Source organism: Pseudomonas sp. HLMP (assembly GCF_046365545.1).
Lineage (GTDB): Bacteria > Pseudomonadota > Gammaproteobacteria > Pseudomonadales > Pseudomonadaceae > Aquipseudomonas > Aquipseudomonas guariconensis_B.
Genome location: NZ_JBDLLR010000001.1, coordinates 2,811,800 through 2,835,652 on the forward strand (window position 1 = coordinate 2,811,800; position 23,853 = coordinate 2,835,652).

Sequence of the window (23,853 nt, forward strand, 5' to 3'; positions counted from 1 at the left end):
CGTCCTTGATCAGGGCTGTTGTAGGTAGAGCGGCTTGAGCGGGCCACCGAGTTGGCTGTAGTTGTCCACCTCGCCGTCCTCGCTGTCGTACAGTTCGCGGGCCAGGCGATGGCCCGGGTTGCGCTGCAGGAACGGGATCAGCCAGGCCAGCTTGTAGGGGGCGACGTCGGCCTGGGCGCGGCCCTCGAGTTCGGGCAAGGCCTGCGGCTCGAGGATGCTGCGTGCGGCGAAGTTGGCCAGCAGGTCGAGGGTGCGCTGGTCCTCGTCGCGCCAAGGCAGACCGTTGGCCCGCGCCGATTCCGCCAACAGCACCAGGGGCACCAGGGCGTACTGGCTGTAGTTGGCGGCAAGCTTGCCGCGTGCCACTTCCAGCGGCAGGTAGGCGTAGCTGCCATCCTGGCTGCGCACGGCCTGGGCCAAGCCACGGCGCAGGTTGCCGTCGGCCCACTGGATGAAGTCGTCGCGGCCCACCAGCATGCCGCTGGCGGCCACTGCCCAGGCGGCCCAGTAGTCGTGGTTGTTGAAGTACACGGTGTGTGAGGTACGGCGCGGGTCGTATTCGCGTATCACCAACTCGGCCAACTGGGTGATCCAGGCGGTCTGCGTGGTCGTCAGTCGCACCTTGCCGTCGCTGGCCGACTGGGTCAGCAGCAGCGCGCCGGCCATGGCCGCCAGCGCCCACTTGCGCGCGGCCATGCCGGTGCCGCTGGCGTCGGGGCTGAGCAGCGCGCCTGCCGAGGCCCAACGTTCCAGCCACTGGTCCTGGCAGGCCAGGGCCATGTTGGCGTCCTGGGGTTTTTTCGCCCGTACGAAGCGCTTGCCGGCGTAGATCAAGCCACCGACGAACTGCTTCACTTGCTTGCCGACCCGTTCGCTGTCGGCATCCGGGCGGGCACGCAGGGTCGACTTGCTGGCGTCGCGCTGGTCGTACTTGCTTTCCAGGCGCAGGCTGCCGGTATAGGGGGCGGGCGGTGCCTTGCTGCAGGCCAGGGTACGGTAGTCGGCCACCATCGCCGCCTGCGCCGTGGCTCGCGGCGGCCATAGCGACTGGGCCGCGGGTGCCGCCAATGGCGACAGGGCCAGGGCGATGACCAGGGCCAGGCTTGTGCGCTTCACAGGCATAGGCGGGTTTCCACGTCGGTGGCGGCGGTGCCGGGCTTGGTCGGCTCGAGGAACACTGAGAGCAGGTTGGCGCCAGCGAAGGCCGGGTCCTTGCTCAACTCCAGGTAGTACTGGCCACCGCTGACCACCGCTTCGCGGCGGAACCACACCTTGTCGCGGGCGCCGTTGTCGTAGTAGACGATGATGTAGAAGTCCTTGACGTTCCTGTCGCTCAGGCGGATGTCGAGAAACCCTCTTGCCCCTCCCAGCGCCTGGCGCGCACTGCCGGCATTGCTCAGCAGCTCGATGCGCTCGCCGACCTTCAGCGCCGGGCGCCGCAGCTTCGAGGCCAGCACCTCTTTCGAGGCCTTGCAGCCACCCTGGATGGCGGGCACCAGTTGGCGGTACATCAACGGCGAGTCGAGCCGGTAGTTGGCCGGCAGTTCCCAGACGATCAGCTTGGGCGGTGCCTCGGGCTTGTAGTCGGCCGACAGCAGGTATTCCAGCAGCGAGCCGTCCTCGCCGACGCCCGGCAGGGCATAGTTGAGCACGTCCACGTCCAGGTACTGCTTGAGGTAGCCGTCGAAGTTGAATTGCTTGCTTTCGTCCTCGCGGGCAGCGGCGTTACTGTCGCCGACCAGGATCACCTCCGGGTCTGGCGCTTCGTCGAACAGGGCGTCGGCGCTGTCGGCCACCGGGATGGTCTGGTAGCCGCGCACGTACTGGAAACCATAGTTGTTGCCGCAGATATAGCTCAGCGCCAGGTTCAGGGTGCCGTCCTTGGGCACCATGACCCCGGGTTCGGTGCGGTAGTGCTTTTTGGTCAGCCCCGCGTAGAAGGGCTGGCGGCGGATCTCCTCGGCCATCAGGCGCGCGGTGGCTTCGGCACCGGCCGGGGTCCAATGGTGGTCGCGGCGGAAGAAGAACTCGGCCTTGGGTGGTTGCTGCACCAGTTGCATCATCGGCGCCACCACCGCGCCGCCCTGGCGCAACTGGCCCAGGTAGGTGGCGAGGTTGTGGCTGGCGCGGGGGTAGTCGAAGCCGTGCAGCCGATCGCCGTACAACTTGTCACGGTGCATCAGGCCTCGGGTCGGCTGGATGGCCATGGCCACCTGGATGCCCTGGCGATGGAAGGTGTCCATCAAGCGGGCGAATTCCGGGCGCATGGGCGCCGGGATGCCGAAGTCGTTGGTCAGGTCCACCGCTGAGCGGAACAGCCAGCGGTCCTTGCCGGGGACGATCTCGCGCATCAGCTTCATGCGCCCCTCGGTGTAGTGGCGCGGGTCGCTCAGGGCCGGGCAGACCAGGCATTGCAGGTCGCTACAGGCGTCCTTGTCGGCATTGGTACCGCTGGCCTTGGCAGGCTCGGCCGCCTGGGCGGCCAACGCGCCCAGCGCAAGGCCCGTGGCCAGGCCCAGGGAAAGAAGGGTGTTCATGTGCCGGTCATCCTTGCAGCGGGGCATCACTCGGTCGGGTCGATGCTGTTGGCCTGGCCCATGCTGCGATAGCCGGTGCCCTGGGGCAGCAGCACGTAGCTGTAGGAGCGGCCTTTCTTGAGGAACAGTTCGTCGAAGCTGGCGACCCGCTGGTCGGCGACGTAGGCGGCGAAGCCGATCTTGATTTCGTTGACCATGCGGCTGCCGGTCTGGCCGTTGCCCAGCGGCTCGACCACCACGTGCTTGCCGTCCACGGTCTTGAGCGCGGCCTTGGCCGGGGTCAGGTTGTAGAAGGCGATCTGTGCCTTCTTCGGTTCGTTGATGTACTTGTCGGCGATCAGCGACAGCTGCTTGCCGTCGTAGACCACGGTGCTGGCGGCGTTGGCCTTGAGCTGTGGCTCGATGGCCTGGGCGCCGACGGCGATCTTGTGTGGGCCGGCCGGGACGAAGCGGTAGCCGCTGAGCTGGCCCGGGGCGACCTTCTGTGGGTTGATCTTGCCGCTCAGGCTCACGTCGATGCTGTTGTCGGACAGGTTGAGCACACGCACGAAGGCCGAGTCGGCCGGTGCCACGGCATCGTACAAGTCGGCATTGCCTTCGGCGGCGAGGGCCGCATGGCCGTTGGCTGCCAGGGTGATGGCGGTGAACAGGTGGGTAAGTTTCATCGGGCTCTCCTTGAATCGTCAGAAATGCTGGGGTTGGGCGCTGCGGCTGAGCGAGCCAGGGCGGTGGGCCAGCAGGGTGCGCAGGGGGAATTCCCAGACCACGGTGTCGATCTGCGGGTTGGCCAACTGATCGCTGGCCAGGAACTGGTTCATCGCCTCGAACGGCCCGCGGGCTTCCACGGCGATGCTCAGCAAGTCGCGGTTGAGGGCTTCCTTGAGAAAACCGACGAAGTTCCAGTCGTCGATCTTGCTGTAGCTGGTACCGACCAGCAGCAGGCTCTGGTCTTGCTCGGCGAACAGGTCGTCGGCGTCCTGGTCGGCCTTGAGGGTTTCGTAGAGATCGATGCGGCTCGGACCGAATTGTGGCGCGAGGCGAGCGTGGTCGAACTGCAGGTAGTTCATCAGGTCGCCCTTGACGTTCTTCTCGCCGGCCTTGTGCGAGCGATAGAGCTGGTCACCGAGCAGTTGCGGACGCTGGCGGGCCAGTTCATAGGCCGACAGGCGTGCGCCTTGCGGGCTCCAATGGGTGTCGGACTTGAGGAACAAGCCTGGCCCTGCCAGGTTGCCGAGGAAGGCGCCGCGCAGCGGTACCACGTCCAGCTGGCGTGCCTGCAGCTCACCGACGAAGCGGTCGTACAGGCTCGTCACCCGTGGGTCGAAGGCGTGCTCGGCGTGCTCGGCATAGATGTCGAGCTTCATCGGCAGTGGCAGCAGCACCAGGTGCTTGCCATGCTCGGCCAACTGTTTCTCGACCTTGGCGATCTGCTCGAGCTGGGTCGCCACGTTGGCCTCCAGGTCATTGGGCACGCGGTATTCCTGGTTGGTGTAGAGCCAGCCGTCCTTGCCCAGTACCACGCCCTTGGTGCCTTCGCCGAACAGGTGGAACTGGGCGTCGGCCCACAGTTGCACCGACGGGTCGCGCAGGAAGAAGCGCTTGTCGTAGACCTGCTCGAACTTGCGCAGCAGCTTGCCGTCGACGAACAGGTTCCAGGCGTCGCCCTGGGTTCGGGCGAAGCTGAACACCGGTGGCAGCGAGTACACGAACATCGCCGCCAGCACCAGGGCGAAGAGAATGCCGTTGGCCTTGCTGGCCGAATTCATCACCGGATACATGGCCGTCTCCTAGAACTGGAAATACAGGAAGGGCGAGAAGGAATTGGCCGCCAGGCTGCTCAGCGCCAGCAAAAAGCCCCCCCACAGCAGCACGCTGTGCAGCACGCCGACATGGCGCATGAAATAGCCTTCCTTGTTGCCGGCGTAGAAGCGCACGTTGTTGATCCCGGCCAGGACCAGCCAGGCCAGCGCCACCAGGGCGAAGGCCATGGCCATCTTCGAGGCGCCGAGCACGTACAGCTCCAGCGAGCCGAAGCCGTTGAAGCCGAGCAGCGCCTGGTAGATGTCCAGGCTGTGGCGCAGGTCCATGGTGAAGAACAGCGGCATGCTCAGCACGATCAGCACCCCGGTGCGCAGGTTGCGGCCCAGGTGGTAGGGCGTGGTGACCTTGGTGGCGAGGTTGAACTTGCGCTCGATGACCATGCCGATACCGAAGAACAGGCCCCAGCAGATGAAGGCGAAGCTCGCCCCGTGCCACAGGCCCGACAGCAGCATGGTCCAGACCAGTGCCGGCAGGGCCCCGGCGACGCGCTTGCGCACCAGCGGCATGTACACGTAGTCGCGCAGGAAATGCGCCAGGGTCATGTGCCAGCGTGCCCAGAACTCGGTGATGCTCTGCGACACATAGGGCTGGTTGAAGTTTTCCGGGAAGCGAAAGCCCATCATCAGCGCCAGTCCCAGGGCCATGTGGCTGTAGCCGGCGAAGTCGAAGTACAGCTGCAGGGTCGACACCGCCAGGCCGAACCAGGCGTCGCTGAACTGCAGGGTGCCCTCGCTGACGAACAAGACGTTGATCGGCGCCAGGCGGTCGGCGATCAGCACCTTCATGATGAAACCGAGCATGAAGCGGCACACGCCCAGGGAGAACAGCTCCAGCGAATGGGTGCGCTCGCGCAACTGCGGCGCCAGTTGGCTGTAGCGCAGGATCGGCCCGGCCACCAGGTGCGGGAACAGCGCAACGAAGGCGGCGAAGTCGATGAAGTTGCGCGTGGGTGTGGCGTCCTTGCGGTAGATGTCGACGATGTAGCTCAGGGCATGGAACACGTAGAAGGAGATGCCCAGGGGCAGGAAGATGTTCTCCAGGGTCCAGGTATTGATGCCCAGCGGCGCCAGCAGCATCGCCAGTACTTCGGCGCCAAAGTTGGCGTACTTGAAGTAGCCCAGGGTCGACAGGTTGCCGATCACCCCGAGCCACAGCAGGCGCAGGGCCCAGCGCTTGTCGCCGGCGTCCAGGCGCGCCTTGATGCGCAGGCCGAACCAGTAGTTCCAGTAGGTGATCGCCACGAACAGCAGCAGGAAGTCCGGGCGCCACCAGGCATAGAAGATGTAGCTGGCGGCAACGATCACCACCGAGCGCCACTGGGGCCTGGCTAGGAAATAGACGGCCAGGAACAGCGGCAGGTAGAGGAACAGGAAGACGTTGGAGGCGAAGATCATTGGCAGGGTCCGTCCTTAGTAGCTGATCACCACGCCGACGCTCAGCTGGTAGTCATCGCCGGTCTTCAGCGCGCTGCCGGCATTGAGGTAGCTGGCGCTGACCAGGGTGTTGACGTCCAGGTGCTTGCCATCGATGGCCACCGGAAACATCTTCCAGTAGTAGTTGAGGTCGACCATCTGCCCGACGTTGTCACCCTTGCCGTACAGGCCCCGGTCGAGCTGGTTCTGGCGCCTGGAGCGGGAGTCGGCGGCCATGCGGATCGGCAGTACGCCATCCTCGTCACGCAGGTTCAGTTGGGTGATACGCAGGTCCAGGGCGCTGCGCGGTGTCGGCCGGGTTTCCAGGGCGATGCCGTAGTAGCTCAGGTTGCGCAGGTCGAGGCTGACGAACGAGCTGGTCAGGCGCGTGCTGTAGGAGCCCTGGCGAGTGATGCGGTCGGACTGGATCGGGTTGAGGCGAAAGCCGTCGTTCTCGTCACCGGGCTTGTCGGTCAGGCCGCCGCGCAGGGCGATGCGTGGGGTCCAGGGCAAGGCGTCGAAGCGCTTGCCGACCTCGCCGAGCACGGCCCAGCCCTTGCTGTCGTGGCCGGTGGTGGTGACGCCACTCTGGGTGGTGTTGTCCATCTTGCCGTCCAGTGCGGCCAGCTCCAGGTGGTAGTCGCTGAACACCGGCAGGGCGAGGTTGTCACCCTTGAAGAACAGGCCGTAGCGCAGGCCCTTGAAGTCGTAGCGGTCGTCGATGTCGTGGTCGCTGCGGTCGTTCTCGTGCATCAGGCGCACACCGATCTTGTTGTTCTGGCTCCAACGGTAGGCATACTCGCCCATCACGTAGAGCGTGCGCTCTTCGCTGGCGGCCAGGCTGTTCACGTCGGTGTTGTAGTTGTGGAACTTCTGGCCGACGGCGAGGAAGGCCTCGGAGAAGGTGTCCTGGTAGTTCAGGCGCAGCGATTCGAGGCTGTCGTCCCACCAGATGCCGTAGTCGTCCCAGAAACGCTGGCGGCCGATGGACAGGGAGAAGCGTGGATCGTCGCCGATCAGGTTGCGCTTGACGTACAGCTCGCGCAGCTCGGCATACCAGCCTTCAGGCTGCTCGCGTTCGTTGTCGTTGGTCGACTCGCTGGTGAGGTTGCTCGACTGGCTGGTGTCATAGTTCAGCCACAGGCGACCGTAGACCATCCACTTGGCCCAGCGTTTCTCCGGCGCGTACCAGGCGAACGAGGGCTCGTAGCGCAGGCTGTAGAACATTTCGCGGTTGCGATCGACCTGGGAGTCCTCCGGCCCGTAGCCGGTCTGCACGGTGAGCTTGTTGAAGAACTCCGAGGTGATTACCGGTTCGCTGCCGTCGGCGGGGGCCACGCGCACCGGTTCGGTGCTGTCGGCCTCGGGGCCGGTGACCTCCTCGGCCGCCAGCGCCGCGGGCAGCGGGGCCAGGGCGAGCAGGGCGCCGAACAAGGGGTGATGGGCTTTCACAGGTTGGCCTCCTTCAACAGATCGTTGCGTGCGGCCAGGGCACGCTCGATGTCATCCTTGGGCAGGGTCTTTTCCAGGCGCTTGATCAGGCTGCGGGCGCCACGTTCGCCCAGGTTCAGGGCGATTTGGGCATAGGTGTAGGCCTTGACCGGGTCATGGCAGATGGCACGGCCGTAGGCGTGCAGGGTGGCCATGCGGTACCAGGCGGCGGTGGAGCCCTTGGCGGCTTCTTCGCGGAACAGGGCCAGGGCCTTGTCCTGGTCGGGCTGGTCCGCCACGCCCTTGCTGTAGTACTCGGCCAGCAGCAGGCCGGCGTCGGGATAGCCGCTCTCTTGCAGTTCGTCGATCAGCGCGCGGGCTTTGTCCGGGTCGAGGGTCAGCCAGTTGTTGACCATGTAGAACGACGCCTGCAGGGCCTTGGCCCGGGTCGGTTCGCGCTGGCGGACCTGGTCGATCAACGCCTGGGTTTGCTCGGCGTTGTGCTCGGTCGGGTTGGAGATCATGTAGTTGGCCTTGGACACCATGGCCGGCACGAAGCCACGGGCCACGGCGGCGTCGCGCCAGCGCTGGACCTGGGCGGTGGCTTGGGCCAGGGCATCGGCCTGGGCCTGCTCCAGGGCCAGTTGCCTGGGCGTTGGCGCAGGCTGCCCGGCCGCTGGCGGGTTGGCCTGGCGGGCGTAGCGGTCGGCTTCCTGCTCGGCACGTTGCACGCTGGCAATGCTGTCGAGCAGCGAGGCGATGCGGTGCACGATCTCCACCGGCAGTTGCGCGCGCTCCGCCTCCAGGGCCGTGGCGAAGGCCGGGAAGGCCCGGTCTTGGTCATCGCCCAGGAACCGGTAGTAGCGATCGACGGCACGCGCATCGACCCGCACGGCTTCGCGGTACCAGCGCTCGGCACCGGGGCGATCGCCCTGGCGCTCGGCCAGCACGGCGCGGTACAGCTGCGGGCGGCAGTTGAGCAGGCAGGACTGTTCGTACAGGCCCAGCAGCTGCGAGGCCTGCTCCACATCGACCAGCTCCGGATAGGTCAGGAACACTTCCAGGGTGGTGCTGGCGTTGCGTGGGTCGAGGCGGCTGGGGTACCGCGTCAACGCCTGTTCCATCCACGGGCGCTGCGCCTCGCGCAGGCTCGGCGTGCGGTCGATCAGGCGTGCCAGCGAAGCCAGCGCCGGGACCAGGCCGCGGCCGTCGGCGAAGGCCGCGTGGTACAGCGCGACCACCTCCTGGCGGCTGGCGCCGTCGCGCCCTGCCAGCACATCGCCCAGCAACAGCGTGCTGGCCAGGTCGCCCCGGGCCGCCAGCGCACGCAGGTCGGTGGTGACGTCGGCGCTGGGGTTCTTGTACAGCGCATAGCGGATCTGCTCCAGGCTCTGCCCGGCACAGGCCGCGCCGGCACAGGCCAGGGCGAGGCTGGCCAGTAGCAGGCGGGAGGGCGTCATCACGGTCATGGCGTCATGGTCCTCGCCCGTTTCAGCGTGCGCCGCCGAACGGCAGGCCCAGGTACAGGTCGACCGCCACCGCCTTCTGGTAGGCCGCGGCCGGCAGCGGGCTGTCCGGCTGGATGGTCAGGGCCAGGTTGCGGTTGATCTCGTCGACCCGGGCATCGACCACCTTGCCGCCGTAGTGTTCGTCGAGGCCGAACACTTGCATGTCCACCGAGCGCACACGGTCGACGTCGGCCAGTTTGTCGAACGGCACGTTGGCGCGCACGAACAGACCCTGATCCTTGGGCAGCAGGTGCATCAGCGGTGCTTGCTTGTAGCCGTAGCCGTCCAGGCGTTGGGCCGGGTAGTAGACCTGGCAGTCGCAGGGGCTGTTGATCACCGTCTCGATGGTGGCACGGCCGAGCAGGGCCTGCAGGTCGCCAGGGGCCAGGTCGGCCAGGGCCTGCATGTCCGCCGGGCTGGTGAAGCTGGTGGCCAGTTGGGTGGAGATGCTGGCCAGCGGTTGGCCGGCGTGGACCTCGGTGGCCCCGGCGGGCAGCAGGTACTTGACGTAGCCGTTGTCCGGCATGCTGATGACCTGGGCGTTGGTCGCCACTTGGGCCTGCACCGCCGGAATGCGGAAGAACAGCAAGTAGCCCTTGTACGCCACGAAACCCAGGGCGGCCACGCCCGCGGCGGTGTACAGCAGGGTGCCGGCCATGGCCTTGAGGCGGTCGCCTGGGGTGCGCGCGGTGGCGTACTTCTGCTTGCGCTCCTTGATGTAGTTCTCGCGCTGCATCACGTTGAACAGGCCATTGATGTCGGCGATCTCGCCAGACATGTAGGCGTTGATGAGGTAGCGCAGGATGTCGCGCTTCTGTGCGTCGAGGTCGACGAACTGGGCGCCAACTTCTCTGCCGCGCTGGGAGACGATGCGGATCTTGCCGTCGATCGACAGGTCGACCTGGTTCAGGCGTAGCAGGATCGAGGCATCGTACAGGCTGCCGATCTTCAGCGGTGCCTCGTGGAGCAGGCCCATGCCGCCCAGGGAGATGTCCTGCAGGGCGGCCTCGAAGGGCGCCTGGCCGCTGCCGGACAGGCGTACGCGGGCGTTCATTCGGGTGCGTACGTACTGGCGTTCGTCGATCGCCTCGTGGACGATGTTGGCCGCGGTCTTGCCGGGGGCCACGGGAGTGTTCGAGCTACTCATGTGCAGGCGCCTTTCCTTAACGTTGCGTGAGTTCGAGAAGTACGGTGATGACCCCGAAGAAGATGGCGATGGAGGAGCACAGCATCGCCTTCGAGGACCAGCGGTTGAGGGTGGCGTCGAAGTCGACGCTGCCGGTGGCCAGGGTGGTTTTCTGCCGCGTCCAGCTCTGCTGGTCCATGTGGAACATCGCGTAGACCTTCATCAGCGAACCGACGATCTGGTTGTAATAGAGAACGAAGGGGTACATCGGGCTGACCGGGTGCCCGGCGAACACGAACAGCACGGTCACCAGGCTGCGCGACAGCAGCACCCAGAACAGGTACACCAGCAGGTACTGGATACCGAACACCAGGCCTGCCACCACCGAGGCGGTCAGGCCCATCAGGCAGGTCCACATCGATACCCGCTGGTCGAGCAGCACGTACAGGGTGAACAGGCCCAGGCGCGCACGGCCGAGCAGGGCGGTGGCGCGGAAGTTCTGCCGCAGCGAGTTGCCGTACCAGCGGAACATCAACTGGCGAGTGGCGACCCAGAAGCTGTCGCTGGGCGGATGCTCGACGGTCAGGGTATGGCTGTCGGGCACATAGAAGGTGTCCCAGCCGGCACGCATCAGCGACAGCCAGCTGGACTTGTCGTCGCCGGTGAGAAACTGGAAGCGGCCCAGGCGCCAGTGCTCGAGGAAGTCGGCCTCGACGTCGCGGATGAACTCAGGGTCGGTCATCACGCTGGCGCGGAAGAACGATAGCCGTCCGGTCAGGGTCAGTACCCGCTGCGACAGGGCCATGGAGCACATGTTGATGTGCCGCTGGACGAAGCGCATCGAGTGCCACTGGCGCATCCAGCGGCTGCCCTCGACCTCGCAGAATTCGTTGGTGGTCAGGCCACCGACGTTTGGCAGCAGGGCGAACAACTTGACCGCGCGCTCGACGCAGCCAGGCAGCATCATGGTGTCGCCGTCGACCACGCCGACCACCGCATCGTCCAGCGGCATCTGCCGGGACAGGGCGCGGAAAGCATGGGCCAGGCCGTCGCGCTTGCCGGTGCCTCGGGCCCGGACGATCACCAGCTTGATGTCGTCGCGGCCTTTGACCTCGTTGCGCATGATGTCCTTGATGAAGGTCTCGTCGCCTTTCTCGACGATCGAGGCGATCACCGTGCACGGTACTTTCAGCCGCTGCACTTCCTGGAACACCGACTGGTAGACCTTGAAGGTGGTCAGGGTCGGGATGCGGAAGCTGGTGACCACCATGAACATATGCGAAGGCAGCGCCGCATCGCCCATGCGTTCGACCTGCCGGCGCAGGCGTGGGAACCGCCAGTGCAGGAAGTACATGCCGCGCAGGTAGTGGACGATGGCATTGCCGTAGCGCCACATCCCCAGGGTACCGATGATGAAAATGAACAGATGATGGTTCGGGTCCAGGTACTGCGGCGCGACCATCTCCGACGCCAGCGCGATCAGGCCGGCCAGGCAGGCCCAGGCGCAGAAGCTGACGCCCGCGCGCAGGTAGCCTGGTGCCTCGAAGGGCCGCTGTTGCTGTCGTTCCATGTAGCCTTTGCTCCTGTCTCGGGTGCCCGAGCCCCGCGCCGGACAGGCCGGGGCCTGTAGCGTGCGGGGCAGGGGGGCGATGCGCGCGTCGATTACCAGCAGATACCCTGGCGCTGTGTGTCGCTGACACCGGGCATGAAACCGACCAGGTCGATGACCTGCTTGCCGGTGCCGGCTTCCAGGGCACGGCTGAAGCGCTCGTCGTTGTTGCCCAGGACGATCACCTCGGCCTCGTCGATCACCCGCTCCAGGTCGCTGTGCAGCAGCGAGGAGACATGCGGGATCTTCGACTCGATGTAGTCGCGGTTGGCGCCGAAGACACGGGCGTACTCGACGTTGGCGTCATAGATACGCAGGTCGTAGCCCTTGCCGATGAGCTTCTCGGCCAGGGTGACCAGCGGGCTTTCGCGCAAGTCGTCGCTGCCGGCCTTGAAGGCCAGGCCCAGCAGGGCGACCTTGCGCTTGTCCTGGCGCTCGATCATGTCGAAGGCATGCTCCACCTGGCTGCGATTGCTGGCCATGATCGAGGCCAGCAACGGGTGCTCGACGTCCAGCTGGCTGGCACGGTAGGTGAGGGCGCGCACGTCCTTGGGCAGGCACGAGCCGCCGAAGGCGAAGCCCGGGCGCAGGTAGTAGCGCGACAGGTTGAGCTTGTGGTCCTGGCAGACCACGTCCATCACTTCGCGGCCATCGACGCCCGAGGCCTTGGCGATGTTGCCGATCTCGTTGGCGAAGCTGACCTTGGTGGCATGCCAGACGTTGCAGGTGTACTTGATCATCTCGGCGACTTCGACCGACTTGCGGATCACCGGTGCGTCGAGGCCCTGATAGAGCGACTCGAGCAAGTCGCCCGAGTGGCTGTCCAGCTCGCCGATCACGGTCATCGCCGGGAAGTCGTAATCCTGGATGGCCGTGCTTTCGCGCAGGAACTCCGGGTTGACCGCCACGCCGAAATCGATACCGGCCAGCTTGCCCGAGTGTTGTTCGAGGATCGGGATCACCACGTTCTTCACCGTGCCCGGCAGCACGGTGCTGCGGACCACGACGGTGTGGCGGCTGTCTTTGTCGCGCAGCGCGGTGCCGATCTCGCGACACACCGCTTCCATGTACACCAGGTCCAGGTCGCCGTTCTTCTTGCTCGGGGTGCCGACGCACAGCAACGACAGGTCGGTGGTCAGGATCGCGGCCTGGACGTCGGTGGTACCGCGCAGGCGGCCCTGGCGCACGCCATCGAGCAGCAACTGCTCCAGGCCGGGCTCGACGATGGGGGACTTGCCCTGGTTGATCAGGTCGATCTTCGCCTGGGAGATGTCCACACCCAGCACATGGTGCCCACGGGCCGACAGGCAACCGGCGCACACCGCGCCCACATAACCAAGTCCAAAGATACTGATGTTCATAGATCCCTCTTCCCAGGCACGGTGCAAGGCCGGCCGAGATACACAGTTCAAGAAGTTGTCGAATGGGCAGACGCGCAGAAGTAAGCCGCACTTGTACGTGGCGTTTGGGCTATTTCTTGGTGGTCTTTTTATATCCTAATGTTGTTTTTGTTAGTGCCGCAAGCGTTGCTATCTGCGTGCTCTGAAATACTCTAATTTAGTCTTGTTAAAGTTTAAAAACTGTTAAAAATCAATATGTTAAAGTTTGTTATTAGTTTGTCGTCAAAAAAATGATATCGGCGCGCATGTCGATAAAATGGCGTCAATCTGACGATTTTCAGGGCGTTTCCGGGGCTGTCCAACCCCGTGGTTTTTCATATTCATGTGTTCCCGTTAACTTTCGTGACTGCGTTTAGTTAGTTTCGAGAGACCTTGATGCACCTGTTGGGCGCGGGTTTTCACGTTTTCATGGGGCCATGCGGTATTGGGGGCGCCTTGCGCGATTGCACTGGCAATGATGGCTTGCAAACATTGGATCCAATGCTCATAGTGCCAACTGGATTTGCGGCTATTCACTCGGATGCCTCATGCATCCATAGGCATGTAAGGGAAAGGGGAAGTGATTCAGATGAAAGGATTCGGTCCGCGTTTGAGGGAAGAACGCGAGCGGTTGGGGCTGACCCAGCGGGGGTTCGGTGTGATCGGTGGTGTCGAACCCAATGCTCAGGGCAAGTACGAAAGCGGCGAGCGCACGCCACGGGTCGATTACCTCGCGGCGGTGGCCGCCAAGGGTGTGGATGCGCTCTATGTGCTCAGTGGCGTGCATACCCCCGCACCGCTGGAGAGCCTGAGCACGGAGGAAGACCGTCTGCTCGGTGCCTTTCGCCGACTGCCCCGGGACGACCAGGAAGCTGTCTGGCATCTGCTGAGCCGCCTAGCGGGAGAGGCCGACCCGGACCCGAGGGTACGCAAGCTCGACCGGCGCAGGCTGTTCAATGACGCGTTGCGCTAGTGGCCTGTACGAGCGCGTGCAGCTTGGCCTCTGCGTCCATACCGGGGACACGATTAACCGTACGGGCCACTAGGTCCGTGATGAAAAATTTTGTTAAGGTGGCGGGATCCAATCGCCCCACTGACGAGGTGTCTGCTTGATTAGGGTCCTGGTGGTCGACGATCACGATCTGGTGCGTACCGGCATTACGCGCATGCTGGCCGATATCGATGGCTTGCAGGTGGTGGGTGAGGCGGATTCCGGCGAGGCGGCGCTCAAGCTGGCTCGCGAGTTGAAGCCGGACGTGGTGCTGATGGACGTGAAGATGCCAGGGATCGGCGGCCTGGAGGCGACACGCAAGCTGTTGCGCAGCCATCCAGACACCAAGGTGGTGGCGGTTACCGTCTGCGAGGAAGACCCGTTTCCCACCCGCCTGCTGCAGGCCGGCGCTGCCGGCTACCTGACCAAGGGCGCGGGCCTCGACGAAATGGTCCAGGCCATCCGCCTGGCCTTCGCCGGGCAGCGCTATATCAGCCCGCAGATCGCCCAGCAACTGGCGCTCAAGTCGTTCCAGCCCCAGGGGTCGCCGTTCGATGCGCTGTCGGAGCGGGAGATCCAGATCGCCTTGATGATCGTCGGCTGCCAGAAGGTGCAGATCATCTCCGACAAGTTGTGTCTGTCGCCCAAGACCGTCAATACTTACCGTTATCGGATCTTCGAAAAACTCTCGGTCACCAGCGACGTCGAACTGACCTTGCTGGCCGTTCGCCACGGTATGGTCGACGCAAGTCTATAGCTCTTCATGTCGCAAAATTTTGATGCAAGCGCGTTCCTGGCGACCTGCAGTGGTCGCCCGGGCGTCTACCGGATGTTCGACGCCGAGGCGCGGCTGCTCTACGTGGGCAAGGCCAAGAACCTCAAGAAGCGCCTGGCCAGCTATTTCCGCAAGACAGGGCTGGCCCCCAAGACCGCTGCGTTGGTAGGGCGTATCGCCCAGGTCGAGACCACCATCACCGCCAACGAGACCGAGGCGCTGCTGCTGGAGCAGACCCTGATCAAGGAGTGGCGGCCGCCCTACAACATCCTGTTGCGCGACGACAAATCCTACCCCTATGTATTTCTGTCTGACGGCGTTTTCCCACGCCTGGGTATCCACCGTGGCGCCAAGAAGGCCAAGGGGCGTTACTTCGGTCCGTATCCCAGTGCCGGTGCCATCCGCGAGAGCCTGAGCCTGCTGCAGAAGGCCTTCTCGGTGCGCCAGTGCGAGGACAGCTATTACGCCAACCGTACCCGGCCATGCCTGCAATACCAGATCAAGCGCTGCAAGGGCCCTTGCGTGGGCCTGGTCGAGGCCGAGGAGTACGCCGAGGATGTGCGCCACTCGGTGATGTTCCTCGAGGGCCGCAGCCAGCAACTGGGCAACGAGCTCAATGCCGAGATGGAAAAGGCCGCTATGGCCTTGAACTTCGAGCGGGCGGCCGAGCTGCGCGACCAGATCGCCCTGCTGCGTCGGGTCCAGGACCAGCAGTACATGGAGGGCGGCTCGGGCGATGTCGATGTGGTGGCGGCCTTCGTCAACCCGGGCGGTGCCTGCGTGCACCTGATCAGCGTGCGCGGCGGCCGGGTGTTGGGCAGCAAGAACTTCTTTCCCCAGGTCGGTATCGAGGAGGAGGTGGCCGAGGTCATGGCCGCGTTCCTCTCCCAGTACTACCTGGGCAACGCCGAGCGCGAGCTGCCCGGTGAGCTGATCGTCAACGTAACGCACGAGGACTTCGCCGCCATCAGCGAGGCCGTGCAGACCCTGCGCGGTCGCGAGCTGGCCATCAGCCACCGGGTGCGCGGCACTCGCGCGCGTTGGCAGCAACTGGCCGTGACCAACGCCGAACAGGCCCTCAACGCCCGTCTGGCCAACCGCCAGCACATGGCTGCACGCTTCGAAGCCCTGGCCCAGGTGCTTGGCCTCGACGAAGTGCCGCAGCGCCTGGAGTGCTACGACATCAGCCACTCCAGCGGCGAAGCCACCGTGGCCAGTTGCGTGGTGTTCGGCCTGGAGGGCCCGCTCAAGTCCGACTACCGGCGCTTCAACATCGAGGGTGTCATCGCCGGCGACGACTACGCTGCCATGCATCAAGCCTTGATGCGCCGCTACGGGCGCATCAAGGAGGGCGAGGGCAAGCTGCCCGACGTCTTGCTGGTGGACGGCGGCAAGGGGCAGTTGAACATGGCCCGCGACGTCATGCAGGCGCTCGGCCTGACCGAGCTGACCCTGCTCGGCGTGGCCAAGGGCGTGACCCGCAAGGCAGGCTTCGAGACCCTGTACCTCAATGACGTGGCCCACGAGTTCACCCTCAAGGGCGACTCCCCGGCGTTGCACCTGATCCAGCAGATCCGCGACGAAGCCCATCGTTTCGCCATCACCGGCCACCGCGCCCGCCGTGGCAAGGCCCGGCGCACCTCGAGCCTGGAAGACGTGGCCGGGGTAGGGCCCAAGCGTCGCCGCGACCTGCTGAAACATTTCGGTGGCCTGCAGGAACTCAATCGTGCCAGCATCGATGAGATCGCCAAGGCGCCGGGGATCAGTAAAAAGCTTGCCGAGTCGATTTATGCCAGCCTGCATAGCGAGTAGAATGCCTGGCTCAACCCGCAGCCAGTCGTACCGATGAATATTCCAAACCTGCTCACCGTTCTACGCGTTCTGCTCATCCCGATCTTCATCCTGCTGTTCTATGTGCCCTATCACTGGAGCTACATTGCCGCCAGCAGCGTGTTCGCCATCGCGGCCGCCACCGACTGGCTCGACGGCTACCTGGCACGCCGCCTGCAGCAGAGCACGCCGTTCGGTGCCTTCCTCGACCCGGTGGCCGACAAGCTGATGGTCGCGGTGGCCCTGGTGCTGCTGGTGCAGGTCCATGCCAACTTCTGGCTGACCTTGCCGGCCGCGGTGATCATCGGCCGCGAGATCGTCGTCTCGGCTTTGCGCGAGTGGATGGCCGAGCTGGGGGCGAGGGCACACGTGGCGGTGTCGAGCCTCGGCAAGTGGAAGACTGCCGCACAGATGCTGGCGCTGGTGATCCTGCTGGCCAACCCGCCGGTGCTGAGCTTCTGGGTGGTGCTCGGCTACGGCTTGTTGCTGGTCGCGGCCGGCTTGACCCTGGTGTCGATGGTCCACTACCTGCTGGCTGCCTGGCCGCACCTGCGGGAAGGCTCGGAGCAGAAATAAAAGTTTTTTGAATCAAGGGGTTGACGTTATTTGGCAGATCGCTAGAATGGCAACCCATCACGACGCGGGAATAGCTCAGTTGGTAGAGCACGACCTTGCCAAGGTCGGGGTCGCGAGTTCGAGTCTCGTTTCCCGCTCCAAGATTCGATCCCTAGGTGTTCTGCCGGGATCAAAAGAAAGAGGCCTTATGGCCTCTTTTTTTCGTTTCTGCGCCAGGCATTACAGCCTGTCGGCATTGGAGCCGCTTCGCGCCCCATCGCCGGCAAGCCGGCCCACAAGGGCCGGCGGTGTTCACGACACATGTGCCGTGCAGAGGGCCAGGGGCGCCGGCTTGCTGGCATGGGCTGCTAGCGATCCAGTTGGCGCTTGAGCTCAGCCTCGTTCCAAGCGCCACTGAGCGGCCCGCCCGGCAACCCTTGATCGGCTCGCGCCAGCGGCAACAGCACTGGTATGAAACCGGCATCGTGCACCAACCGGGCGCCCAGCGCCCGGGCTTGGGCGTCGTCCGCGAAGACAGGGATTGCCTTGCCCTGGCCGGATTGGTCCTTCATCGCTGCGTAACCTATGGCATTGAACGCCCGCACCAGGTGCACCCCGGGCAGGTAGTGCCGGTCCGCCAAGGCGACGCCCTGGGCCAGCGCCTTGCGCCCGGTTTCGCCGTCACGGCCGCTGAACGGGTTACTGGTGCTGAGGACCACCTTGCCGTCCAGCTTGCCCTTGAGCTGTTCGGCGAGTGCGGGCATGGCGCCGTACGGGACGCTCAACACGATCACCTCGCCCCATGCCGCGGCCTCGTCGACCGAGCCTGCCCGGGCATTGGGGCCGGCAGCCTTGGCCAGATCCCCCAACTGCTCGGGGTGGCGTGACGAAAACATCACCGAGTGCCCGGCCTTGGCCCATAGCGTGCCAAGCGTACCGCCGACGTTACCGGCGCCGATCACACCGATCCTGAGGGTGTCGGCCATCGCCTGGCCTGCACACAGGGCCAAGCCTGCGAATATCAGCAAGAAGATCCTCGACATGCGCTGCGCTCCTGGGTGGGAAACGGTCTTGTGAACACCGTAGTAGGGCCAGGGCATAAATGAAAGGCGCGCAGTCGTTCACCTCGATCCGGTTGTCCGGTAGACTGTGCCGCGGGTGCTAGCTGCATGAAGCAGTGAGGCAGGTTAAAGAGCAACGCAGGTCGGGCCGCCATGCGGGAGTTCTTGCGCCTATGCAAAAAACACAGGTACCTCGCGCCCAGCAACTGGCTGAGCGTGCTTTCGCCAACTTCGAGCGTTTTCTCCATATCGAAGCCGTCAGCGGCATCGTCCTCCTGATCGCCGCGATCGTTGCGCTGATCTGGGCGAATTCGCCCGCGGCCGACAGTTACGAGGCCCTCTGGCATACCCCGCTGACTATTGGCATCGGTTCGCTGGTGTACTCGCAGTCGCTGCATTTCTGGATCAACGATGGCCTGATGACCATATTCTTCCTGGTCGTGGGCATGGAGATCCGTCGCGAGATCCATGAAGGCGCGCTTTCCAGCTTGCGCCAGGCCACGCTGCCCATGGCGGCGGCAATCGGTGGGGTGGCCGTGCCCGCATTGATCTACCTGGCGTTCGGCCATGCGCCGGCGGAGCAGCAGGGCTGGGCCGTGCCCACCGCCACCGACATCGCCTTCGCGGTTGGCGTCCTTGCCTTGCTCGGCAAGTCGATCCCTTCGAATGTCCGCGTTTTCCTGCTGGCCCTGGCGATCATCGATGACATCATCGCCGTGCTGATCATCGCCTTCTTCTACTCGGGAGGCCTCGACTACAGTGGCTTCGGCGTTGCCGCGATTGGCCTGCTGATGGTGATCGGGCTGCAGAAGATCGGCATCGGTTCGGCGTACGCGTATGTCATTCCCGGCGCCATCACCTGGCTGGGCATCCTGATGACCGGCGCTCACCCGACGTTGGCAGGCGTAGTGCTCGGTCTCATGACACCGGTCGTCGCGATGCCCATGCGTGAGCGTCCGCTCGATGCCATCACGCGTTTCACCGATGAACTGCTCGGTCGCGCGAAGGCCCCTGAAAAGGGCGCCAGCGACCTGATGGACCCGCTGAAGCGCCTGCGGTTGGCCCAGCGCGAACTGCTGCCACCGGTCGTGCGCGTACAAGGTGCCCTGCACCCTTGGGTGGCCTACGTCATCATGCCGATCTTCGCCCTGGCCAATGCCGGTGTCGGCTTGTCAGGTGTCGACCTGTCTGCCGCAGCACCGCACTGGGTGATGATCGCCGTCGCCGCCGCGCTGGTGCTTGGCAAGCCCTTGGGGATCTTCAGCGTGAGCTGGCTGATGGTCCGGCTGGGCTGGTGCACCCTGCCTTCGGGCGTGACCTGGGGTGGCATCACCCTGATCGGCCTGTTGGGCGGCATAGGCTTTACCATGTCGATCTTCATCGCCAACCTCGCTTTCGTCGACCCAGGCTCCCTGGGCGCTGCGAAACTCGGCGTGTTGTCTGGCTCGGTAACGGCTGCCGTGCTCGGCCTGGCATGGGGTGTCTGGGGCATGCGGCGTGCTGCTGCACGCCGCAAGGTCGAAGCGAATTGATCTTCTCCAGGGAATACACCATGAAGCCGACATTCAGTCGCCGCCAACTGATCCAGGGCGCCATGGGGGGCTCGGTCATGCTGGCAACGCCCGCCTGGGCGTCCGACCCGGTTCACCAGCGCTTGCAGCACCTGGAGCAGGCGTTGGGCGGTACCCTGGGGCTTTGGGCGCTCGACACGGGAAGCGGCCGGCGGTTGTCTTATCGCAGCGAAGCGCGTGCCGCACTGTGCAGTACCTTCAAGGTCGTGCTGGCCGCTGCCATCCTCCAGCAGGACCAGGCCGAGCCCGGCCTGCTGGAGCGCCGCATCGCCTACACCGCCGAGCAGTTGGTGGTCTATTCGCCTGTCACCGAAAAGCATGTCGCAACGGGCATGAGTGTCGCTGAGCTCTGTGCAGCGGCACTGCAGTACAGCGACAACACGGCGGCGAATCTCTTGCTGGGAGTGGTCGGTGGGCCGTCGAAGCTCACCGCCTATGCCCGCAGCATCGGCGACCCGGCCTTTCGCCTCGATCGATATGAACCGGCGTTGAACAGCGCGCTGCCTAATGACCCAAGGGATACCTCCACACCCTTGGCCATGGGCGTCACCCTGCAGCGCCTGCTGTTGACGGATGGCCTGCCGGCGGCGGCCCGACTGCGCCTGCAGGACTGGCTCAAGGGCAATACCACAGGCGATACCCGTATCCGCGCCGGCTTGCCTGAGGGCTGGGTGGTTGGCGACAAGACCGGTTCGGGTGACTACGGCGTTGCCAATGATGTCGGGATCATCTGGCCGCCAGGGCAGGCGCCCTGGATTCTGGCGATCTATACGCGAGGCCGGGACAAGACTTCACCTTGGCGTAGCGACGTCATTGCCGAGGCGACCCGTGTGGTCGTGGAGGCCTGGAAGGTGTGAGGGGTTGGCTGGGGTCCTGACATCACTGGTGTATGGCAAGGGTTCTTCACAAAGCTGGGCTGTGCTGTTGCTATGAGAGCATTTGGGGCTGGAAATCCTGGGGCCGCTTCGCGGCCCCTAATGATCACTGAATGCCTTCAGAAGAAATCATAGGGATACTGCACGATCAGCCGCAGCTGGTCGGACGAGCTGTCCGACGCCTGGTTGCCGATGCGATGGCTGGCATGGCGCAGGCGCAGCGACAGCCCTGCCAGCGAGCCACCCTGCACCACGTACTTGACGTCTACATCCCGCTCCCAGTGCTCCTCGCTGCTTTCACTGCCGTAATAGGCGTAGGGGCTGCCTGCCGGCATGTCGCTGGCGTCCACGCCCGTTCCCTTGATGTAGCGCATGCCGAAGCTCAGGCCCGGGACGCCGAGGCCGGCCATGTCCAGGTTGTAGAACGCTCCCCAGGAGCGTTCCTTCGGGCCATTGAAGTCCACCAGTTGCGACGAGTTGGCCAGGTAGATCGAGTCATGGTAGGTGCCCGGCCCCATGCCCAGGTAGTCGAAGGGCACGTCGCCATGGTTCTTCTGGTAGCTGAGCTTGAATGCATGGGCGCCCAGGGTGTAGGTGAGCGCCATCGACCACGCCGTGGTGTCGATTGGCCCGGCCAATGCCGAGCCGGTGTCGTCGGTCTTGTACAGGTTCAGGTCGACGCCCAGGCTCTGGCCTTCAGCCAATGGCTGGATGTAGGTCAGGCCACCATAGTACTGGCGCCAGATGTCCCGGTAGTCGGCTGCATAGAGGCTTAGGCTCAGTGCATCGCTGGCAGCGTAGCTGCCACCGGCGAAATCCACGGTATCGGTCGCCACGCCGGCATACGCGGCGTAGAAGTCATCGGAGGCGTTGGTACTGTTGAAATCCTTGGCGGCGGTCAGGTGGCCCGCCTCGAGCATCAATCCGGCCAGTTCCTGGCTGGTTAGCCACAAGCCCGTGGCCGTAGCCGGCAGCACGCGCGTATCGGCGGGGGCGAACACCGGGTTGTACGGGCGCAGGTTGTTGCCGAACTTCAGCTCGGTGGCCGACACCCTGGCCTTCAACGCTCCGCCCGCCGAGCCGGAAGCATCGGCCGTGCCGTCGCCGTCGGGCACCAGCACCCCCGCTGTGCCCGAATAACGGTCGTTGCCGTACAGCTTGAAGACCTGGTAGCCGCTCAGGTCGACGCCAAAGCCGAACAGGCCCTGGGTGTAGCCCGAGGTGTAGTCCAGTTGCAAGCCCTGGCCCCATTCCCGGCGATCGGCACTGCCGCCATGGCCGTCATGGTTCCAATAGAGGTTTCGCGCCAGCAGCTTCAGGTGTCCCCTTTCGACGAAGCCCTCTTCGGCGGCCTTGGCCCCGGCGGCGACCAGGCCCGACAGTGTCGCGCAGGCCAGCATACCCATACCACGTCCACTTCTTCTCATTATTGTCTCCCGCAGGATCATCTTGATGGCAGCAGCACCCGGGCACCTAGGTGCTGAGCAAGCGCTGGCGACCGCGAACATGCGCAGGCGATCGCACAGCGTGTCTGGAAACGGAGGAGGGGATCAGTCGGCAAGCCCGGCCCTGGATACCGGGCGGCCGCTCAATGGCATGGATACGTCGTCATCGCCGATGCCCACGAGCCCCTCGTTGGATAGCGCCTCGATGCGGTGGGCGGGCAGGTGCCCGTAGTCTTCGCGCATCCACTTGAGCAGCCCATGCATCTTCACCAGCAACACCAGGATGAAGGGAACGGCTGCCAGCGAGACCACGGTCTTGAGGGTGTGCAGTGGCGCGTCGATGTACAGCATGGCCAGGGGGATGGCCGCGAGCATCACGCACCAGAACAAGCGCAAGCCGGGCGAGGGATCCTCTCCCTCCTGGAGGTTGCGCATGCTGGTCGCGGCGATGGAAAACGCCACGGCGTCCAGGTGCGAGGCCAGGAACACTAGCATCAGAAAGAAGTACACCAGGGCTAGCACCTTGCCCATCGGCAGGCTGAGCAGCAGCATCGATACCACTGCCTCGCCGCCTGAGTCGTCGAGCAGTGCTGGCGAATCGATCACTCCGCCGAGGAACTGGGCGATGGCAAAGCTCTGCAGGCTGCCGAAGAACACCCAGCAACCGGCGCAGCCGCCCAGTACCATGGCGCAGATCACTTCCTTGATCGTGCGCCCTCGTGATACGCGGGTGACGAACAGTGCGACCCCCGGCGTGTAGGTGACCCAGAACAACCAGTAGAACACCGTCCAGCCCCGGGCGAATTCACCGGAGCCTACCGGGTCGGTGGCCAGGCTCATATGCACGAAGTTCTGCATCATCAGGCCGACGGCGTTGGCAACGTTGTTGAGAATGAAGCCGGTCGGGCCGAGCGCCAGGACGATGATCGCGAACACCAGGGTCAGGCCGCAGGCCGCATGGGCCAGTCGCTGCATGCCGCTGCCGATACCGATCCACGAACTGACCGAGAACACCAGCGTCACCGCGATGACCAGCGCGGCTTCCAGGCCGAAGCCCTCGTCCAGGCCGAACAACATCGATAGCCCTTTGGAAATGGTCGATGAAGACACCGTGATGGTGAGGATCAACCCACCGAAGGTCGCTAGCAGGAAGATCACATCGATCAGCCGGCCTGCCAAGCCCGCTGAGCGAATGCCGGTGATGGCCTCCACGGCGGCAGACAGGCTCAGCCCCGGGTTCTTGCGCACATGGAAGTGGTAGGCCATCGCCAGCGAGGCGATACCATAGATGGCCCAGGGCGTGATGCCCCAGTGGAAGAACGAATAGGCGATGCTGAACTCCAGCGCTTCCTTGCTGCGCGCGACGATGCCCAGCCCGGGGCTGACGTAGTAGAAGGTCCATTCCATGAACGCCCAGTACATGGTGGCCGACCCCAGCCCGGCGCAGATGAACATGAACACCCAGCTGACGTTGCCATATTGCGGCTTGCCCTCGCCGAGGCGGATGTTGCCGTACTTGCTGAAGGCGATCCAGCCAATCAGTACCACGCACAGGAAGCCGATCATCTGGATCACCGCGCCAAACACCCGCGTCGTCGCTTCGAATGCCTGGTGGGAAAGCGCCATGGATTGCTGGGGGAAGAGCATCAGGCCGGCGACCGTGAGGCCGATCACCAGGATGCTGGACAGGATGAGGGGGATGTCCACGCGGTGGACGGCGGGCACGCGGCGTTTTGAATCGGCTCCAAGCATCACGACCTCTCGGTTCTTGTTATGGCGGCCAAAGGTGACAGGGGCTTGCGGCGGTGCGCTCTCCACCAGCCAGCTGACCTATTCATGGTTTTTATGGGATAGTGACGCAGCCCAGTCTCGCCATTGCTGCCCGATTGGGTAAACCCCACGACCAGAGATGATTAGGATAAGTCCA

The 23,853-nt window shown here is 64.5% G+C and carries 19 protein-coding genes and 1 tRNA gene; 7 read left to right on the forward strand and 13 right to left on the reverse strand.

The genetic code is table 11. From position 1 onward, the window contains the following. Positions 1-9 precede the first annotated feature (9 nt). The 10 genes from ABFA30_RS13125 to ABFA30_RS13170 form a co-directional block, all read right to left on the reverse strand. Positions 10-1,122: a polysaccharide lyase gene (locus tag ABFA30_RS13125; protein WP_410045530.1), complete on the reverse strand. Its 1,113-nt coding sequence runs from the start codon at positions 1,120-1,122 to the stop codon at positions 10-12. Continuing rightward, positions 1,113-2,537 carry an alginate O-acetyltransferase AlgX-related protein gene (locus tag ABFA30_RS13130; protein ID WP_253167939.1) on the reverse strand — a complete coding sequence of 475 codons (1,425 nt, stop codon included), beginning with the start codon at positions 2,535-2,537 and terminating at the stop codon, positions 1,113-1,115. The genes ABFA30_RS13125 and ABFA30_RS13130 overlap by 10 nt, the downstream gene beginning before the upstream one ends. 26 nt (positions 2,538-2,563) lie before the next feature. After that, on the reverse strand, positions 2,564-3,202 hold the full coding sequence (locus ABFA30_RS13135) for an alginate O-acetyltransferase AlgF (protein ID WP_225788430.1): 639 nt from the start codon (positions 3,200-3,202) through the stop codon (positions 2,564-2,566). An 18-nt stretch (positions 3,203-3,220) separates the two neighbouring features. After that, on the reverse strand, positions 3,221-4,315 hold the full coding sequence (locus ABFA30_RS13140) for an alginate O-acetyltransferase (protein WP_253167938.1): 1,095 nt from the start codon (positions 4,313-4,315) through the stop codon (positions 3,221-3,223). 9 nt (positions 4,316-4,324) lie between these two features. Next, entirely contained in the window at positions 4,325-5,752 is a 1,428-nt protein-coding gene (locus ABFA30_RS13145) for an MBOAT family O-acyltransferase (RefSeq protein ID WP_253080461.1), read from the reverse strand. A gap of 15 nt (positions 5,753-5,767) precedes the next feature. Then, positions 5,768-7,222: an alginate export family protein gene (locus ABFA30_RS13150; protein WP_410045531.1), complete on the reverse strand. Its 1,455-nt coding sequence runs from the start codon at positions 7,220-7,222 to the stop codon at positions 5,768-5,770. Next, on the reverse strand, positions 7,219-8,670 hold the full coding sequence (locus tag ABFA30_RS13155; protein WP_368815304.1) for a tetratricopeptide repeat protein: 1,452 nt from the start codon (positions 8,668-8,670) through the stop codon (positions 7,219-7,221). The genes ABFA30_RS13150 and ABFA30_RS13155 overlap by 4 nt, the downstream gene beginning before the upstream one ends. A gap of 22 nt (positions 8,671-8,692) precedes the next feature. Further along, positions 8,693-9,856, reverse strand: a complete 1,164-nt coding sequence (locus tag ABFA30_RS13160; RefSeq protein ID WP_253102371.1) for a PilZ domain-containing protein — start codon at positions 9,854-9,856, stop codon at positions 8,693-8,695. Positions 9,857-9,872: 16 nt separating this feature from the next. Next, entirely contained in the window at positions 9,873-11,405 is a 1,533-nt protein-coding gene (locus ABFA30_RS13165) for a glycosyltransferase (RefSeq protein ID WP_225788424.1), read from the reverse strand. Between the two features lie 92 nt (positions 11,406-11,497). Beyond that, entirely contained in the window at positions 11,498-12,805 is a 1,308-nt protein-coding gene (locus ABFA30_RS13170; RefSeq protein ID WP_253102373.1) for a nucleotide sugar dehydrogenase, read from the reverse strand. 607 nt (positions 12,806-13,412) lie between these two features. On the opposite strand from ABFA30_RS13170, the gene ABFA30_RS13175 reads away from it, so the two are divergent. From ABFA30_RS13175 to ABFA30_RS13195, 5 genes are all read left to right on the forward strand, one after another. Continuing rightward, on the forward strand, positions 13,413-13,796 hold the full coding sequence (locus ABFA30_RS13175; protein WP_225788422.1) for a helix-turn-helix domain-containing protein: 384 nt from the start codon (positions 13,413-13,415) through the stop codon (positions 13,794-13,796). 136 nt (positions 13,797-13,932) lie between these two features. Continuing rightward, a complete protein-coding gene (uvrY, locus tag ABFA30_RS13180; RefSeq protein ID WP_054892718.1) occupies positions 13,933-14,571 on the forward strand; it encodes a UvrY/SirA/GacA family response regulator transcription factor in 639 nt (212 codons plus the stop codon). A 6-nt stretch (positions 14,572-14,577) separates the two neighbouring features. After that, positions 14,578-16,401: an excinuclease ABC subunit UvrC gene (gene uvrC / locus ABFA30_RS13185; protein ID WP_410045532.1), complete on the forward strand. Its 1,824-nt coding sequence runs from the start codon at positions 14,578-14,580 to the stop codon at positions 16,399-16,401. 33 nt (positions 16,402-16,434) lie between these two features. Continuing rightward, the gene (pgsA, locus tag ABFA30_RS13190; RefSeq protein WP_225788420.1) at positions 16,435-16,995 is read left to right on the forward strand and encodes a CDP-diacylglycerol--glycerol-3-phosphate 3-phosphatidyltransferase; all 561 of its coding nucleotides are present in this window, start codon (positions 16,435-16,437) and stop codon (positions 16,993-16,995) included. A 64-nt stretch (positions 16,996-17,059) separates the two neighbouring features. Then, positions 17,060-17,135: transfer RNA gene (locus ABFA30_RS13195), tRNA-Gly, on the forward strand. Between the two features lie 207 nt (positions 17,136-17,342). On the opposite strand, the gene ABFA30_RS13200 is transcribed toward ABFA30_RS13195, so the two are convergent. Next, the gene (locus ABFA30_RS13200) at positions 17,343-18,017 is read right to left on the reverse strand and encodes an NADPH-dependent F420 reductase (RefSeq protein ID WP_253080464.1); all 675 of its coding nucleotides are present in this window, start codon (positions 18,015-18,017) and stop codon (positions 17,343-17,345) included. 191 nt (positions 18,018-18,208) lie between these two features. Between ABFA30_RS13200 and nhaA the strand changes: the two genes are divergently transcribed. Next, positions 18,209-19,567 (forward strand): Na+/H+ antiporter NhaA, encoded by a 1,359-nt coding sequence (nhaA, locus tag ABFA30_RS13205; RefSeq protein ID WP_225788414.1) that lies wholly within the window; start codon positions 18,209-18,211, stop codon positions 19,565-19,567. 20 nt (positions 19,568-19,587) lie between these two features. Next, complete coding sequence (gene bla / locus ABFA30_RS13210; protein WP_410045533.1) at positions 19,588-20,463, forward strand: class A beta-lactamase; 876 nt, start codon at positions 19,588-19,590, stop codon at positions 20,461-20,463. A gap of 137 nt (positions 20,464-20,600) precedes the next feature. On the opposite strand, the gene ABFA30_RS13215 is transcribed toward bla, so the two are convergent. Further along, the gene (locus tag ABFA30_RS13215; protein ID WP_253091156.1) at positions 20,601-21,887 is read right to left on the reverse strand and encodes an OprD family porin; all 1,287 of its coding nucleotides are present in this window, start codon (positions 21,885-21,887) and stop codon (positions 20,601-20,603) included. Positions 21,888-22,031: 144 nt separating this feature from the next. Then, positions 22,032-23,633, reverse strand: a complete 1,602-nt coding sequence (locus ABFA30_RS13220) for a BCCT family transporter (protein ID WP_253091155.1) — start codon at positions 23,631-23,633, stop codon at positions 22,032-22,034. Positions 23,634-23,853: the final 220 nt, after the last annotated feature.